General features: G+C 70.0%; 8 protein-coding genes. 6 read left to right on the forward strand and 2 right to left on the reverse strand.

The annotated features are described in order from the left end of the window. Nucleotides 1-16: 16 nt before the first annotated feature. The gene (glgP, locus tag ACTMTI_RS13370; protein WP_441120601.1) at nucleotides 17-2599 is read right to left on the reverse strand and encodes an alpha-glucan family phosphorylase; all 2583 of its coding nucleotides are present in this window, start codon (nucleotides 2597-2599) and stop codon (nucleotides 17-19) included. A 290-nt stretch (nucleotides 2600-2889) separates the two neighbouring features. Here glgP and ACTMTI_RS13375 point away from each other — a divergent pair, with 290 nt between their 5' ends. The 3 genes from ACTMTI_RS13375 (at nucleotide 2890) to ACTMTI_RS13385 (ending at nucleotide 8140) form a co-directional block, all read left to right on the forward strand. Further along, entirely contained in the window at nucleotides 2890-5031 is a 2142-nt protein-coding gene (locus ACTMTI_RS13375; RefSeq protein ID WP_441120602.1) for an alpha-1,4-glucan--maltose-1-phosphate maltosyltransferase, read from the forward strand. A gap of 70 nt (nucleotides 5032-5101) precedes the next feature. Further along, a complete protein-coding gene (gene treS / locus ACTMTI_RS13380; protein WP_441120603.1) occupies nucleotides 5102-6808 on the forward strand; it encodes a maltose alpha-D-glucosyltransferase in 1707 nt (568 codons plus the stop codon). 3 nt (nucleotides 6809-6811) lie between these two features. Further along, complete coding sequence (locus ACTMTI_RS13385) at nucleotides 6812-8140, forward strand: maltokinase N-terminal cap-like domain-containing protein (RefSeq protein ID WP_441120604.1); 1329 nt, start codon at nucleotides 6812-6814, stop codon at nucleotides 8138-8140. Here ACTMTI_RS13385 and ACTMTI_RS13390 read toward each other — a convergent pair. Then, nucleotides 8137-8994: an NAD(P)-dependent oxidoreductase gene (locus ACTMTI_RS13390; protein ID WP_441120605.1), complete on the reverse strand. Its 858-nt coding sequence runs from the start codon at nucleotides 8992-8994 to the stop codon at nucleotides 8137-8139. The two genes, ACTMTI_RS13385 and ACTMTI_RS13390, sit on opposite strands and share 4 nt — an antisense overlap. A gap of 85 nt (nucleotides 8995-9079) precedes the next feature. On the opposite strand from ACTMTI_RS13390, the gene ACTMTI_RS13395 reads away from it, so the two are divergent. The 3 genes from ACTMTI_RS13395 (at nucleotide 9080) to ACTMTI_RS13405 (ending at nucleotide 16524) form a co-directional block, all read left to right on the forward strand. Next, nucleotides 9080-12295: a BTAD domain-containing putative transcriptional regulator gene (locus ACTMTI_RS13395; RefSeq protein ID WP_441120606.1), complete on the forward strand. Its 3216-nt coding sequence runs from the start codon at nucleotides 9080-9082 to the stop codon at nucleotides 12293-12295. Between the two features lie 92 nt (nucleotides 12296-12387). Next, nucleotides 12388-14541 (forward strand): 1,4-alpha-glucan branching protein GlgB, encoded by a 2154-nt coding sequence (glgB, locus tag ACTMTI_RS13400; protein WP_441120607.1) that lies wholly within the window; start codon nucleotides 12388-12390, stop codon nucleotides 14539-14541. 108 nt (nucleotides 14542-14649) lie between these two features. After that, a complete protein-coding gene (locus ACTMTI_RS13405; protein WP_441120608.1) occupies nucleotides 14650-16524 on the forward strand; it encodes a S8 family peptidase in 1875 nt (624 codons plus the stop codon). Nucleotides 16525-16586: the final 62 nt, after the last annotated feature.

Consider the following 16586-nt stretch of genomic DNA (forward strand, 5'->3'; position numbering starts at 1 on the left):
TCCGTATGCAGGCGATTTACCGCAATGTGCCGTTTGTCATGCCGGCAGGCTCCTCGGGCACGGTGATGAGTCCCAATTCCGACGGTGTCGCGATGAGCGGGTGGTACGGGACGACCCGGACGGTGTACCCGAAAGCGCCGGTGCGATCGAGCGGGACCGAACCCGTGTAGTGCGCCCGCCCGTCGTCGTCGACCGACCCGGCGATCAGCTTGGCGTACGCCGGATGCACCAGCTCGTCGTGCGGCCCGACCTTCCCGTACGCGGCCTCGACCAGCACGTCGCCGGGCTCCAGGTCACCGAGCGCGATGGTGGCGCGCAGCTCGATGGAGAACCCGACCTCGGGCGTGTCCCCCACCCCTGACGCCTCGACGTGCTCGACGCGGACTCCCGGCCACGCCCTGGCGACGCGGACCCGCCAGGCGGCGAACGCCTTCGCGGCCGCGTACGAGTCCGCCGACAGCGCGCGGGCGGCCTTGGCCGCCGGGTTGTACAGATCCACCACGTAGTCCCGCAGCATCCGCCCGGCGAGCACCTTCGGGCCCAGCGAGGTCAGGGTGTGCTTGACCATCTCCATCCACCGGCGCGGCAGGCCGTCGGCGGGGCGGTCGTAGAACCGGTCGGACACCTCGTGCTCGATCAGGTCGTAGAGGGCGATGGCCTCCAGCTCGTCGCGCCGGTCGGGGTCGGTCACGCCGTCGGCCGTGGGGATCGCCCAGCCGTTGGTGCCGTCGTACCACTCGTCCCACCAGCCGTCGCGGATCGACAGGTTGAGCCCGCCGTTCAGCGCGGACTTCATCCCCGACGTGCCGGACGCCTCAAGGGGCCGCAGCGGGTTGTTCAGCCAGACGTCGCACCCCTGGGTCATGAGCTGACCGAGCGCCATGTCGTAGTCGGGCAGGAACACGATCCGGTGGCGCACGTGGTGCTGGTCGGCGAACTTGACGATCTGCTGGATCAGCTTCTTCCCGCCCTCGTCGGCCGGGTGGGCCTTGCCCGCGATCACGATCTGGACCGGCTTGTCCGGGTCGAGCAGCAGGCTGGTCAGCCGTTCCGGGTCGCGCAGCATGAGCGTGAGCCGCTTGTACGACGGCACGCGCCGGGCGAAGCCGATCGTCAGCACGTCGGGGTCGAGCGCGTCGTCGATCCAGCCGAGCTCGGCGTCCGAGGCGCCCCGCTCGCGCCAGGACCTGCGCAGGCGTACCCGGGCGCCCTCGACCAGGCGCTGCCGCAGCGTGCCGCGGATCTTCCAGATGTCGGCGTCGGAGATCTTCTGGATGCCCTCCCAGCCGCGGGCCCGCTCCAGCAAGGAGGGCAGCTCGCGCCCGGCCAGCTCCATGAGCTCGCGCCCGACCCAGGTCGGCGCGTGCACGCCGTTCGTGATCGACCCGATCGGCACCTCGTCCAGGTCGAATCCGGGCCAAAGTTCCTTGAACATGTCCCGGCTGACCTCGCCGTGCAACTGCGAGACGCCGTTGACGCGCTGGGCCAGGCGCATGCCCATGACGGCCATGTTGAACCGGCTGGGGTCGGACTCCGCGCCCAGCGCCAGGATGCGCTGGACGGGGACCGTCGGCCAGGCCGACGTGCCGCCGAAGTGACGCTCGATCATGTCGCGCGGGAACCGGTCGATCCCCGCGGGCACGGGCGTGTGCGTGGTGAACACCGTGCCGGCCCGCACGGCCTCCAGCGCCTCGTCGAAGGAGAGCCGGGCCTCGGTCAGCTCCCGGATGCGCTCCAGGCCGAGGAAGCCGGCGTGGCCCTCGTTGGTGTGGAACACCTCGGGCTCGGCGTGCCCGGTGATCTTGCAGTACGCCCTGATCGCCCGCACGCCGCCCACGCCCAGCAGCAGCTCCTGCATGAGCCGGTGGTCGGTGCCGCCGCCGTAGAGGCGGTCGGTGATGTCGCGGGCGGCGTGGTCGTTGTCGGCCACGTCCGAGTCGAGCAGCAGCAGCGGCACCCGGCCCACCTGCGCCACCCACACCTGCGCGTGCAGCACGCGCTCGTCGGGCAGGCCCAGGCGGATCTTGACGGGCTCCCCGTCGGCCTCCTTCAGCAGGGTCAGCGGCAGGCCGCCCGCGTCGAGCGACGGGTAGTGCTCCAGCTGCCAGCCCTCCGGCGACAGCGACTGCGTGAAGTAGCCGTGCCGGTAGAGCAGGCCGACCGCGAGGATCGGCACGCCCAGGTCGCTGGCGGCCTTGAGGTGGTCTCCGGCCAGGATGCCGAGGCCGCCGGAATACTGCGGCAGCGCGGCGGCGATCCCGTATTCGGGCGAGAAGTACGCGATGGCGCGCGCCCCGTCGGGCAGCGTCTGATACCAGCGCGGCGAGATCATGTATTCGCGCAGGTCATCGGCTGCGTCCGCGAGGCGGCGCAGGAATCGGCGGTCGGCGGCCAGCTCGGTGAGCCGGGCCGGGGTGACGGCGCCCAGCAGCGCCACGGGATCGTGCCCGACCTCTTCCCAGAGCTCTGCGTCGACCTCGGCGAAGAGATCCATCGTCTCCGGGTGCCATGACCAGCGGAGATTGTGCACGAGCTCGCCGAGGGCGGCCAGCTCCGTGGGCAGGACGGTGCGGACGGTAAACCGGCGGATAGCTCTCACGGCATGCACCCTATGGGGTAGGAGGGACCTCTCACTCCTTCACCCCCATCATGACCGTTCAAACCCCTTCCGGGAACAAGCATGAAGAGGGAGCATTGGGGCAACTTTCCATGTTGTTGGGCCCTCCCGCAGACACTCTCGGGAGGTCTATCCGTTGCTGTCCACAATTAACGTGCAAGGATCGTTAGTGCCACGGTGGTCCGCGTCCGGCGGTTCACCGCAGGCCGCGGAGTCGACACCACCAAAAGCCTCCGGCGGCACCGAGCGTGCCGTCGCAACCCTTGAATGCGATGATCGGACGAATTCCCATCACGGACATCTCCCCCGTCGTCGGCTGCGGGCAGTGGCCCGCCAAGGCGGCCGCCGGCGAGACCTTCGAGGTCTCGGCGACCGTGTTCAGAGAGGGCCATGACGCCGTGGCCGCGGGCGTGGTGCTGACCTCGCCCGATGGACAGCGTGGCCGGTTGAAACCGATGCGCGAGCTCGCGCCCGGCACCGACCGGTGGGCAGTGGAGGTTTGCCTGCCGGCCGAGGGCGACTGGCTGTTCCGCGTGGAGGCATGGAGCGACCCCATCCACACGTGGCTGCACGACGCCGAGATCAAGATTCCGCGTGGCATGGATGTCGATCTCATGTGCGAAGAGGGCGCCCGGCTGTTCGAGCGGGCCGCGCGGGCCGTACGCGCGCCGGACTGCCCCAACGGCGCGGTCAAGAACGGGCAGGCCAGGAACGGCGGCAAGAACGGCCCCGCCAAGAACAGCGCCGCCAAGGACAGCACGGCGGGGAACGGGCAGCGGAAGCAGAACGGCAACGGTGAGAGCGCCTGCGGGCACCGGGCGGCCCTGCTGGCGATCTCCGCCACGCTGCGTGACGAGGAGCTGGACCCCAGGGCCCGGCTGTCGATCGCGCAGCTTCCCGAGACCGCGGCGCTGCTGGAGGCGCATCCGTTCCGGGAGCTGGTTACCAGATCCAAGGCGTACAAGATCAGGGTCCACCGGCGCAGGGCGCTCTACGGCTCGTGGTACGAGTTCTTCCCCCGGTCGGAGGGGGCGATCGTGGACGAGCGCGGCATCTCCAAGTCAGGCACCTTCCAGACCGCCGCCAAGCGGCTGCCGGCCATCGCCAAGATGGGCTTCGACGTCGTCTACCTGCCGCCCATCCATCCGATCGGCACGACGTTCCGCAAGGGGCGCAACAACACGCTCAGCCCTGAGCCCGACGAACCCGGCTCCCCCTGGGCGATCGGGTCGGAGGAGGGCGGCCACGACGCCGTGCACCCCGACCTGGGCACGATCGGGGACTTCGACGAGTTCGTGGCGCGCACGCGCGAGCTGGGCATGGAGGTCGCGCTCGACTTCGCGCTGCAGTGCTCGCCCGACCACCCGTGGGTCAAGGAGCACCCCGAGTGGTTCACGATCAGGGCCGACGGCTCGATCGCGTACGCGGAGAACCCGCCGAAGAAATACCAGGACATCTATCCGATCAACTTCGACAGGGACCCGGAGGGGATCTACGCCGAGGTCAAGCGGGTGCTGCGGCACTGGATGGACCACGGGGTGCGGATCTTCCGGGTGGACAACCCGCACACCAAGCCGGTGGTGTTCTGGGAGCGGCTGCTGGCCGACATTCAGACGACCGATCCCGATGTGATCTTCCTGTCGGAGGCGTTCACCCGGCCGGCGATGATGCGCATGCTCGCCAAGACCGGCTTCCACCAGTCATACACGTACTACACGTGGAAGAACTCCAAGCCGGACGTGGAGACGTACCTCACCGAACTCGCCCACGAGACCTCGTTCTACCTGCGGCCGAACCTGTTCGTGAACACACCGGATATCCTGCACGAATACCTGCAGCATGGGGGCATCCCGGCGTTCAAGATCAGGGCGGTGCTGGCCGCGCTCGCCTCGCCGACGTGGGGCGTGTACTCGGGGTACGAACTCGGCGAAAATGTGCCGGTACGTCCGGGCAGCGAGGAATATCTAGATAGTGAAAAATATCAATACAAGCCCCGCGATTGGGTTACGGCCGAACGCGAAGGACGGAGCCTCGCTCCGTTCATCACTCACCTGAATTTGTTCCGAAGAGCGCATCCGGCGCTGCAGGAATTGCGTAATCTACGATTCCACCGGGTCGACCAACCGGACATCGTCTGCTTCTCGAAACGACTCCCGGGCGCCTATGACGCGGCCACACGAAGGCACGGGCTGGGCGACGTCGTTCTGGCGGTCATCAACCTGGATCCGCACCACACCCACGAGGCAACCGTTGATCTTGACCTTCCCGCCATCGGCCTCGACTGGAACGCCGAGTTCGTGGTCGACGACGAGCTCTCAGGCGAGTCGTATCGCTGGAGGCAGAGCAACTATGTCCGCCTCGACCCCCACATCCAGCCAGCCCACATTCTCACCGTACGAGCCGCGCCACGGTAAGACGAATTCAGCGGGGAGACTTCAACGTGTGTGAAAGCGCCTCCCTCATGAGCTCCTCGCGAGGTGACTCATGAGCTCCACCACGCCCATTCCCAACACCTTCGACGAGGAAAAGCCGCGCGATCCCTACTGGTACAAGCGCGCGGTCTTCTACGAGGTCCTGATCAGAGGTTTCGCCGATTCCAACGGCGACGGGACCGGGGACATCCGAGGTCTCATCAGCAAGCTCGACTACCTGCAGTGGCTGGGCGTCGACTGCCTCTGGCTGTTGCCGTTGTACGAGTCTCCGCTGCGGGACGGCGGCTACGACATCGCGGACTTCATGAAGATCCTGCCCGAGTTCGGAGATCTGGGCGACTTCGTGAGGCTTGTCGACGAGGCACACAAACGCGGCATGCGCGTGATCGCCGACCTGGTCATGAACCACACCAGCGACGCGCACCCGTGGTTCCAGGCCTCGCGGCACGATCCGGAGGGCCCGTTCGGCGACTTCTACGTGTGGTCGCAGACGGATGAGAAATACCAGGACGCCCGGATCATCTTCATCGACACCGAGACGTCCAACTGGACCTACGACCCGGTGCGCGGCCAGTACTACTGGCATCGCTTCTTCCACCACCAGCCCGACCTCAACTACGAGAACCCGGACGTGCAGGACGCGATGCTGGAGGTGCTGCGGTTCTGGCTGGACCTCGGCATCGACGGGTTCCGGCTGGACGCGGTGCCATACCTGTTCGAGGAGGAGGGCACCAACTGCGAGAACCTGCCGAGGACCCACGAATACCTCAAGCGGGTGAGGGCCGAGGTGGACCGGATCTACCCGGACCGCGTGCTGCTCGCCGAGGCCAACCAGTGGCCGTCGGACGTGGTGGAGTACTTCGGCGACCCGGTAGGCGGCGGGGACGAATGCCACATGGCCTTCCACTTCCCGCTGATGCCCCGCATTTTCATGGCCGTACGCCGGGAGTCTCGCTACCCCATTTCCGAAATTTTGGCCCAAACGCCAAAAATTCCGGAACATTGCCAATGGGGAATCTTCCTCCGCAACCACGACGAGCTCACGCTCGAAATGGTCACGGACGAGGAACGCGACTACATGTACACCGAATACGCCAAGGATCCGCGCATGCGGGCGAACGTCGGCATCCGCCGCCGCCTGGCGCCCCTCCTGGAGAACGATCGCAACCAGATCGAGCTGTTCACCGCGCTGCTCCTGTCGCTGCCCGGCTCCCCGGTGCTCTACTACGGCGACGAGATCGGCATGGGCGACAACATCTGGCTCGGCGACCGCGACGGCGTACGCACGCCCATGCAGTGGGACCCCGACCGCAACGCCGGCTTCTCCGACTGCGATCCCGGGCGGCTCTACCTGCCGGTGATCATGGATCCGATCTACGGCTACCAGGCGATCAACGTCGAGGCGCACCAGAAGAACGCGGGCTCACTGCTGCACTGGACCAAGCGCATGATCGAGATCCGCAAGCGTCACCCGGTGTTCGGGCTGGGCGAGTACACCGAGCTCAACTCCTCCAACCCGAGCGTGCTCGCGTTCGTCAGGGAGCTGGGCGACGACCGGATGCTCTGCGTGAACAACCTGTCACGCTTCCCGCAACCCGTCGAGCTCGACCTGCGGAGGTTCGTCGGCGTCTCCCCTGTTGAAACCATGGGAGGCGTACCATTTCCGGCAATTGGCGAACTTCCGTATCTTTTGACGCTTCCTGGGCATGGATTCTATTGGTTCACGCTGCCGCCGCCAGCCGTCACCCAGGAGGAGTAGAACGTGCTTCCCGAGCTCCTTGCCGCATGGATCAGCCGCCAGCGTTGGTTCGGCGGCAAGGGGCGACCGATCGACGAGTTGTCGATCGACTCGGACGTCGAGCTGACGCCCGGACTGAGACACCTGATCGTCGCCATCTGGCAGAACGGCTCCCGGGACCGCTACCAGGTCCTGCTGGGCGAGCGCGCCGACCTGCCGGACCGGCTGCGACACGCCCTGATCGCCACGATCGACGACACCTACGTCTACGACGCCCTCCACGACTCGGACCGCACCGCCTGGCTCCTCGACGGCATGGCCCACGACGAGACCCGCAGCGGCCTGCGCATGCGTCACGTCCCCGGCGTCACCATCGACACCTCCCCGCGCAGCCTGATGCTCGGGGCCGAGCAGTCCAACACCTCGCTCGTGTACGGGGACGCCTACATCTGCAAGCTCTTCCGCCGCCTCATCCCCGGGGTCAACCCCGAGCTGGAGATCATCACCGCGCTGGCGGCCAGGAACGCCCCGCACATCGCCCAGCCGTACGGGTGGATCGAGGCCGATCTCGACGGCACGGACACCACGCTGGCGATCATGCAGGAGTTCCTGTCCACCGCGAACGACGGGTGGGACCTCGCGCTGGCCAGCGTGCGCGACCTGTACGCCTCGCTGCCCCAGCTCCCGGCGGCCGAGGCGGGCGGCGACTTCGCGGCCGAGTCGGAGCGGCTGGGCGCCGCCACCGCCCGCGTCCACCACGAGCTGGCCGCCGCCTTCCCCACCGAGGTCATCGAGATCCACGAGGTCAAACGGATGGCCGAGGGCTTCCGGCGGCGGCTCGGCCGGGCCGTGACGGAGGTGCCCGAGCTGCGCCGGCATGTGAGCGTCATTGAGGCGGCCTACCACCAGGTGGAGCTGCTCACCACCGAGGTGCCCGTGCAGCGGGTTCACGGCGACTACCACCTGGGGCAGGTCATGCGCACCCCGACCGACTGGGTGGTGCTGGACTTCGAGGGCGAGCCCGCCCAGCCGCTGGCCGAGCGCAGGGCACTGTCCTCGCCGCTGCGGGACGTCGCGGGGATGCTGCGCTCGTTCGACTACGCGGCCAGGCACCTGCTGGCCGGCCGCCCCGAGGCCGACGACCTCGAGCCCAGGGCCCAGGAGTGGGCCGACCGCAACCGGGCGGCCTTCCTGGAGGGGTACGCCGAGGGCGGCGGGGTGATCAACCGGGGCGACGCGGCGCTGCTGCGGGCGTTCGAACTGTCGAAGGCCGTGTACGAGGTGGTCTACGAGGCCAGGAACCGCCCCTCGTGGGTGTCCATCCCGCTTGCCGCCTTCCGCCCGCGCCTCTAGTTGTAGAGCTCCTCCACCAGGCCCGACAGGCCCTCGTGGCCGAGGCCCCGGGCTGTGCGCTGGTCGATGATGGTCTTCATGGGCAGCAACAGGTCCGGCTTGACGCCTTGCTCGCGGAAGGCGCGGGCGAGGTTCTCCAGGCCCACCCTGTTGATCTCCAGGTTGGACACCTCCGTGTGATGGTCGCCTGTTTCGATCTTCTCGGCCCAGACCGGCGCGAGCGCGGCCATGGCGTTGAGCCATGGGATCAGCAAGGTCGTGGTGAACTCCGTCAACGGGAATTTCGCCGACGTGACGAGAGCCGCGGCCTCCAGGACTCCGGCCATCTGGCCGTACATGCCCGTGAGCATGGCCAGGTCGAGCAGCGGCGCCATGCCGGGGTCCGCACCGACGTACCGGGCGTCGGCGAGGGCGGCCAGCGCCGGCTCGTGGCGGTCGAAGGCGGGCTCGGAGCCGCTGTAGAGAATGAGCGCGCCGGGATTGGCGATCATTTGAGGCACGGCCATGATGCCGCCGTCCAGGTAGTCGGCCCCCTGCTCGGCCGCCCAGGACGCCGCCTCGCGGGCCTCGGCCGGCCTGCCGCTGGTGAGGTTGGCGAGGACGCGGCCGGACAGCTCGGTGTCCTTGAGGACGTCATAGACGGACGGGTAGTCGAGCAGGCACGCGATGACCAGCGGGCTCGCCTCGACCGCCGCGGCCGGCGTCGCGGCGCGGGCGGCGCCCTTGGCGACCAGGGGGTCGGCCTTGGCGGGCGTACGGTTCCAGACGGTGACGCGGTGGCCGGCGGCCATGAGGGCCTCGGCGAGCGCGGAGCCCATGAGGCCGAGGCCGAGAACGGAGATATTTTCCGACATTTCAGTGTTCCTTCGGTGTTGAGTGATGCGTTCACCCTGTCGGTGGACGGTTATGGTCTGATTCGGAGTTCGTTATGGGGGGCGGATGCGGTTCGGGGTGCTGGGGCCGCTCGCGGTGTGGAGCGCGGACGGGGAGCCGGTCCGGGTGCTCGAGGTCAAGGTCCGGGCGCTCCTGGCCGACCTGCTGATCCACGCGGGGCACCCGGTCTCCGCGGACCGGCTGGTGGAGGACCTGTGGGGCGGCAGGCCGCCCGCGAACGCGCCCGCCGCGCTGCGGGTGAAGGTGTCGCAGCTGCGCAGGGCGCTGGGAGATCGGGAGCTGGTGGCGTACCGGGCGCCCGGCTACGTGCTGTCCGTGGAGCCGGAGTCGGTGGACGCGGGCCTGTTCGAGACGTTGCTCAGGCGCGCGCAGCACAGCGACGACCTCCAGGTACGCGCGTCGCTGCTGCGGCAGGCGCTCGGCCTGTGGCGTGGGGGCGCGTATGCCGAGTTCGCCGACGAGCCGTTCGCCCTGGCCGCCGTGGCCCGGTTGGAGGAGCAGCGGCTGGTGGCGGTGGAGGAGCTGGCCGAGACCCGGCTCGGATCGGGCGAGCACGCGCTGGTGGCGGCCGAGCTCGCCGATCTGGTGGCCCGGCATCCGCTGCGCGAGCGGCTGCGGGCCGTCCACGTGCGGGCTCTCTATCTGGCGGGGCGGCAGAGCGAGGCGCTGGCGGCCTACGAGGATCTGCGCCGGCGACTGGCCGACGAGCTGGGGCTCGATCCGGGGCCCGAGCTGGTGGCGCTGCACCAGGCGATCCTGGAGCAGGACACCGCCGCCCTGGGACCGGCGCCGGCGCGGCCCCGTACGAACCTGCCCGCGCCGCTGACGGACCTGGTGGGGCGTGCGGAGGCGGTGGCCGAGGTGCGCACGCTGCTGCGCGCCCACCGGCTCGTCACGCTCACCGGCCCCGGAGGAGTGGGCAAGACCCGCCTCGCACTGGCCGCCGCGAGCCCGCCGGCGCCGCAGCGAGCGGGACACGGCGCCGGAGGGACGGCGGCGCAGGACGGGTCCGGCGCGGGAGGGGCGGCGGCACAGGGCGGGTTCGGCGCGGGAGGGGCGGCGGCACAGGGCCGGTTCGGTGGCGGAGGGGCGGCGGCGCAGGACGGGTTCGGTGGCGGGGTGTGGCTGGTCGAGCTGGCGGCGCTGCGGCCGCGTGCGGCGGTCGTCGAGGTGGCGGAGACGATCGCCGGCGTGCTCGGGTTACGGGACGACTTGGCGGACTCCATGGTGGATCGGCTGGCCGCCGCCCTGGAGGGCAAGGAGACGCTGCTCGTGCTCGACAACTGCGAGCACGTCGTCGAGCAGGTCGCCGCGCTGACCGCGCGGCTGCTGCGGGCCGCGCCCCGGCTGCGGGTCCTGGCCACCAGCCAGGAGTCGCTGAGGATCGAGGGCGAGACGCTGTGGAGCGTGCCTCCGCTGGAGCCGGAGGCGGCCGTGGAGCTGTTCGCGGCCCGGGGGAACGTGCCCCCGAGCGAGGCCGTGGCGACCATCTGCCGGCGGCTCGACGGCATCCCGCTGGCGCTGGAGCTGGCCGCCACCCGGGTGCGCGCGCTCGGCGTACAGGAGCTCGCCGACCGGCTGGACGACCGGTTCAGGCTGCTCAACGCGGGCATGCGGGACGCGCCGGCCCGGCAGCGCACGCTCCGGGCGATGATCGACTGGAGCTGGGAGCTGCTCACCGAGGACGAGCGCATGGTGCTGCGGCGGCTGGCCGTGCACGCCGGCGGCGGCACGCTGCGGGCGGCCGAGGAGGTGTGCGCCGAGCCCGCCGTGGACGTGCTCGACACGCTGGCGAGGCTGGTCGACCGGTCGCTCGTCGTGGTGACGGCGGGGCCTCGGTACCGGCTGCTGGAGTCCGTGGCGGCCTACGGCCAGGAACGGCTGGCCGAGGCCGGCGAGCTGGATGACGTGCGGCTCCGGCATGTCCGCTACTACGCCGGCCTGGCCGAGCGGGCCGCGCCGGACCTGCGGGGGCATGACCAGCGGCGCGCGCTCGCGCTGCTGGACGCCGAGAGCGCCAACGTGCGGGCCGCGCTGGAGGCGGCGGCCCGCCTCGGCGCGGCCGATGAGGCCGTGCGCCTGGTGAACGCGATGGGCTGGTACTGGGTGCTGCGCGGCAAGCTGGGCGAGGGCCAGCGGGCGCTGGAGACGGCCCTGTCGATCCCCGGAGCGCCTCGCTCCGGCGCGGCGCAGGCCAGGGTCTGGCTGGCCGGGCTGCGGATGCTGACAGGCCGGCCGCAGGTCGCCGGCACCACGCTGTTCGAGGCCATCGAAGACCCGCTGGACAGGGCCAGGGCTCGGTGGTTCGCCGGGTTCGCGATGTTCGGCTACGACGACTTGTCGGCCAGCGGGGCGCTGATCGAGACGGCGCTCGCGACCTTCCGCGCGCTCGGCGACAAGTGGGGCACGGCGGCCGCCCTGAACGTCCTGGCCAGGTACGCCGCCATGCGCGGCGACCTGGCGGCGCTGCGCAGGAACGGCGAGCAAGGGCTGGCGCTGTTCAGGGAGCTCGGCGACCGGTGGGGAGAGATGCGGGCCGCGGAGAACCTCAGCACCCTGGCCGAGATCACCGGCGACTACGAGCGGGCGGCCGAGCTGCGCATGGAGGGCCTGCGCATGGCCGAGGAGCTTGGCCTGTGGAGCTCGGTGTCCGACGCGCTGTCGCGGCTGGGCAGGATCGCCCTGCTGACGGGCGATCACGCGCGGGCCGACGACTACCACGAGCGCGCCAGGCTGCTGGCCGTCGCGCAGTCCAACCGGCCCGCCGAGGAGTTCGCCGAGCTCGGGCTGGCGCTCAGCGCCAGGCGGCAGGGCCGGCTGGACGACGCCGAGCGGCGGCTGCGTACGTGGCTGGACTGGGTCAGGGACGTGGCGGGCGAGCCCGGGGCCGCGCTGATCCTGGCCGAGCTCGGGTTCGTCGCCGAGCAGCGAGGTGATGCGGCGGCGGCGCTGGAGCTGCAGCTGGAGGGCCTGGAGGCGGCCCGCAAGGTGGGCGATCCGCGGGCGACCGCGCTGGCGCTGGAAGGGCTGGCGGGCGCACGGGTGCTCGCCGGGCGGCACGAGGAGGCCGGCTTGCTGCTCGGCCACGCCGCGGCGCTCAGGGCATCCGTGGGCGCGCCGCTCCCGCTCGGGGAACGGGGCGACGTCGACCGCATCACGGCCGCCGTGGAGGCGGCTCTGGGGCGGCAGGCCCTGGACGGGGCGCAGGCGCGCGGTGCGGAACTCCCGCTGGAGCGGGTCGTCCCGCCGCAGGCCGATTAACCCGGGAGTTTGCACTTTCTGTGATTGTCGCGGTGATAGGGGGCAGGTCCTGGGATGGACGGTCATCTTAGGGCAGGGTTGGAGTCATGCCGATGAGGACAGAGCTCGACCGCCTCGCGGGCGGAGCACACCACGATCCGCACTCCGTTCTGGGAGCGCACCCCGTCCCTGGGGGGATGATCTTCCGCTCGCTGCGCCCGCTGGCCGAGCGGGTCAGGGTGGTGCTGGAAGACGGTACGGCCCACGACATGAAGCACCAGGCCCACGGCGTGTTCGAGGTCACGGTCCCAGGTCTGGACAAGGTGCCCGACTACCGGTTGAGCGTCAAATACGCCGACGCGGAGCCGTACGAGGTGCGCGACCCGTACCGGCACTGGCCCACCCTGGGGGAGGTGGACCTGCACCTCATCGGCGAAGGGCGGCACGAGCGGCTGTGGGAGGCGCTGGGCGCCCGGGTGATGAAGCACGAGGACGTCGAGGGCACCGCGTTCGCCGTCTGGGCCCCGAACGCGCGCGGCATCAGGGTCGTCGGTGACTTCAACCACTGGGACGGCACCGCCTACCCGATGCGGTCGCTGGGGCGTTCGGGGGTGTGGGAGCTGTTCGTGCCCGGGCTTGGCGCGGGCGAGCGGTACAAGTACCAGGTCCTCGGCGCCGACGGGACGTGGCGGGACAAGGCCGACCCGATGGCCAGGCGGACCGAGGTGCCGCCGATGACGGCCTCCGTGGTGGACAAGTCCGACTACGCCTGGGCGGACGACACGTGGATGGCCGAGCGGCCCGAGCGGCGGCCGCTGAGCGAGCCGATGAGCGTCTACGAGGTGCACCTGGGGTCGTGGCGGCCTGGGCTGTCGTACCTGGAGCTGGCCGACCAGCTCTCGGACTACGTGGCCGACCTGGGGTTCACGCACGTGGAGCTGCTGCCGGTGGCCGAGCACCCGTTCGGCGGGTCGTGGGGCTACCAGGTGACGTCCTACTACGCGCCGACGGCCAGGTTCGGCACCCCTGACGAGTTCCGCCACTTCGTGGACCGGATGCACCAGCGCGGCATCGGGGTGGTGCTGGACTGGGTGCCGGCGCACTTCCCGATGGACGACTGGGCGCTGGCCCGCTTCGACGGCACGCCGCTGTACGAGCACGCTGATCCGGCCAGGGGCGAGCACCCGGACTGGGGCACGTACGTGTTCGACTTCGGCCGCAGGGAGGTGCGGAACTTCCTGGTCGCCAACGCGGTCTACTGGCTGAAGGAGTTCCACATCGACGGGCTGCGGGTGGACGCGGTGGCGTCGATGCTCTACCTGGACTACTCGCGGCGGGAGGGCGAGTGGACGCCGAACGTCTACGGCGGCCGGGAGAACCTCGACGCGGTCGAGTTCCTCAAGGAGATGAACGCGGTCGCCTACCGCGAGACGCCCGGCATCACCACCGTGGCGGAGGAGTCGACGGCCTGGCCGGGGGTGTCGCGGCCGGTGCACCTGGGCGGGCTCGGGTTCGGGTTCAAGTGGAACATGGGGTGGATGCACGACACGCTCGAATACCTCCGGCATGAGCCGGTATTTCGCCAGTATCACCATCACCAGATGACGTTCTCGCTGCTGTACGCGTACTCCGAGAACTACGTGCTGCCGCTGTCCCACGACGAGGTCGTGCACGGCAAGGGATCGCTGCTGGGCAAGATGCCGGGCGACGAGTGGCAGCGCTTCGCGCAGCTGCGGGCGCTGCTGGCGTTCATGTGGGCGCATCCGGGCAAGCAGCTGCTGTTCATGGGCGGCGAGTTCGGCCAGGGCTCGGAGTGGTCGGAAGAGCGCGGACTGGACTGGTGGGTGCTGGAGTTCGACGGGCACCAGGGCGTGCAGCGGCTGGTGCGCGACCTCAACAGGCTCTACAAGGAGACGCCCGCGCTGTGGGAGCAGGACTGCTCGCCCGACGGGTTCCGGTGGATCGACGCCGACGACGCCCCGGGCAACACCTTCTCGTTCGTCCGTTACGCGGCCGACGGGTCGGCGGTGGCGTGCGTGGTGAACTTCAGCGGCGCGGCGCACGAGAACTACCGGCTCGGGCTGCCGTACGCCGGGACGTGGACCGAGGTGGTCAACACCGACGCCTACGACTACTGGGGCAGCGGCGTGGGCAACATGGGCGCGGTCGAGGCGGCCGTCGAGGCCTGTCACGGCCTCCCGTACTCCACCACGCTGCGGGTGCCGCCGCTCGGCGCGGTCTGGCTCTCGCACGAGGGGATTCACTGATCATTTGACCGGAGTCCGCTGAAAGTTCGGTGAGAAACCGGGCGGGGGCCTGTGCCTGCCCGGCAAATCCCCATAAACTCCGAGATCATCCCCTCTCGGAGGAGACGCGTGCGACTTCGCCACCTGATCGTGTGCTCGATCGCGCTGGCCCTGATGCCCGTGGCCGGCCCGGCTTACGCAGACGATCCGACCCCGACGCCCAGCACGTCGCAGGAGAAGGTCGAGGACGGCTTAGCCGCCGACGGCGGCACCGAGCGGGCCATCGTCGAGCTGACCGACCCCGGGCAGAACGCGCCCGTGGCGAGCCAGGCGGCGGCCGAGAGCGTGGACGTGCTGCTGCAGCCGCAGAACCAGTCGTTCATGGTGGTCGAGGGCACCGCGGAAGAGCTGGCCAAACTGGCCGAGGACCCGCGGGTCACCTCCATCCACCGGGACCGGACGTACTCACCGGCCGACGTCACCCCCAACCTCTCGCTGATCGGTGCCGACCAGGCGCACGCGAAGGGCATCACCGGGACCGGGCAGGCGGTGGCCATCCTCGACACCGGCATCGACCGGGACCATCCGTGGTTCGGCAACCGGATCGTGGCCGAGGCCTGCTTCTCCGCCGTGGAGAGCGGCGTCGAGTCGTTGTGCCCGAACGGGCAGCCGGAGCAGATCGGCTCGGGCGCGGCCGACGCCATGACGGCCAAGTGCCTGGCCGACGGCGTGAACCTGTGCGAGCACGGCACGCACGTCGCGGGCATCGCGGCCGGCACCGGAGGCGTGGCGCCGGGCGCGAACATCGTGGCGGTGCAGGTCTTCAGTCGGGTCAACGACGAGGGGATCTGCGGCGAGGCGTCGTGCCTGCTGGCGTTCGAGTCGTCGCTGCGGCTGGCCATGGACTACGTGGCCGGGCTGAGCCAGCCGGTCGCGGCGGTCAACCTGAGCCTGGGCGGCGCGCTGTCGGAGACCGAATGCGACGGCTCCGAGGAAGCCGCGATCTTCAAGCCGAAGATCGACGCGCTCCTGGCCAAGGGCGTCGCGACCGTGGTGGCCGCGGGGAACGAGTTCTTCGACGGGGCCTCGTACCCGGCGTGCATCTCCTCGGCGGTGGCCGTGGGCGCGAACGACGGCGGCGACGCGATCGCGGACTTCTCCAACCGGGGCGCGGTGGTGGACCTGTTCGCGCCTGGTGTGGACATCTCCTCGTCGGTGCCGGACAACCAGACCGCCGTGCACAGCGGCACGTCGATGGCCACGCCGCACGTGGCGGGCGCGCTGGCGCTGATGAAGCAGGCCGGGCCGCAGACGCCGATGGCGGACCTGATCAACACGTTGAAGACGACCGGCAGGCCGTACGTGTACGAGTCCAACGGCACGCAGGTCACCACGCCGCGCCTGGACCTGGCGGCGGCCCTGGCCGGGGCGACGCCGCAGCCGCCCATCACGCAGACCCCGACCGAGGACCCCTCGCCGGAGCCCGACCCCTCCGACAGCAGCGGCCCGGCGCCGGAGCCCGACGACCCCGATCCCGAGCCGTCGCCTGATCCACAGCCGACGTCGTCCACGTCACCGGTCCCGCTGCCCACGGTCACGGTGACGGTGACCGTCACACCGAAGCCGGCCGCCGCGGTCTGCACGCGCGGCACGACGGCCGCGAAGATGACGGCCAAGAAGTGGGCCGTGGAGATCCACCGCAGCAGCGGCACGATCCCGGACGCCACGCTCACCTGCTACCTGAAGCTGATCGGCAAGTCGAGCAAGGTGTTCCCGGAGCTGACGAAGGCGTCCTCGCTCGGCACTGCGTACCGGGTGCTGAAGAACTCCAAGGCCGGCAAGGGCAAGCTGGACAGCGCGCTGCTCACGGGCTGGCTGAACTGGGCGCACGGCACGAACGGCACCGCGACGCTGTCGACCGCCGAGAAGGTGCGGCTGAGCGGCACGTCGTCGGCGGCGGCGCTGAAGAAGGCCACGAAGAACGTCCTCAAAACCGTTAAATAACCAAATATCAGAAAAGGCCGGTCACTCTTGACCGGCCTTTTCTCTTTGCCGCCACAAGGCAA

Source organism: Nonomuraea sp. H19 (assembly GCF_052068215.1).
GTDB lineage: Bacteria > Actinomycetota > Actinomycetes > Streptosporangiales > Streptosporangiaceae > Nonomuraea.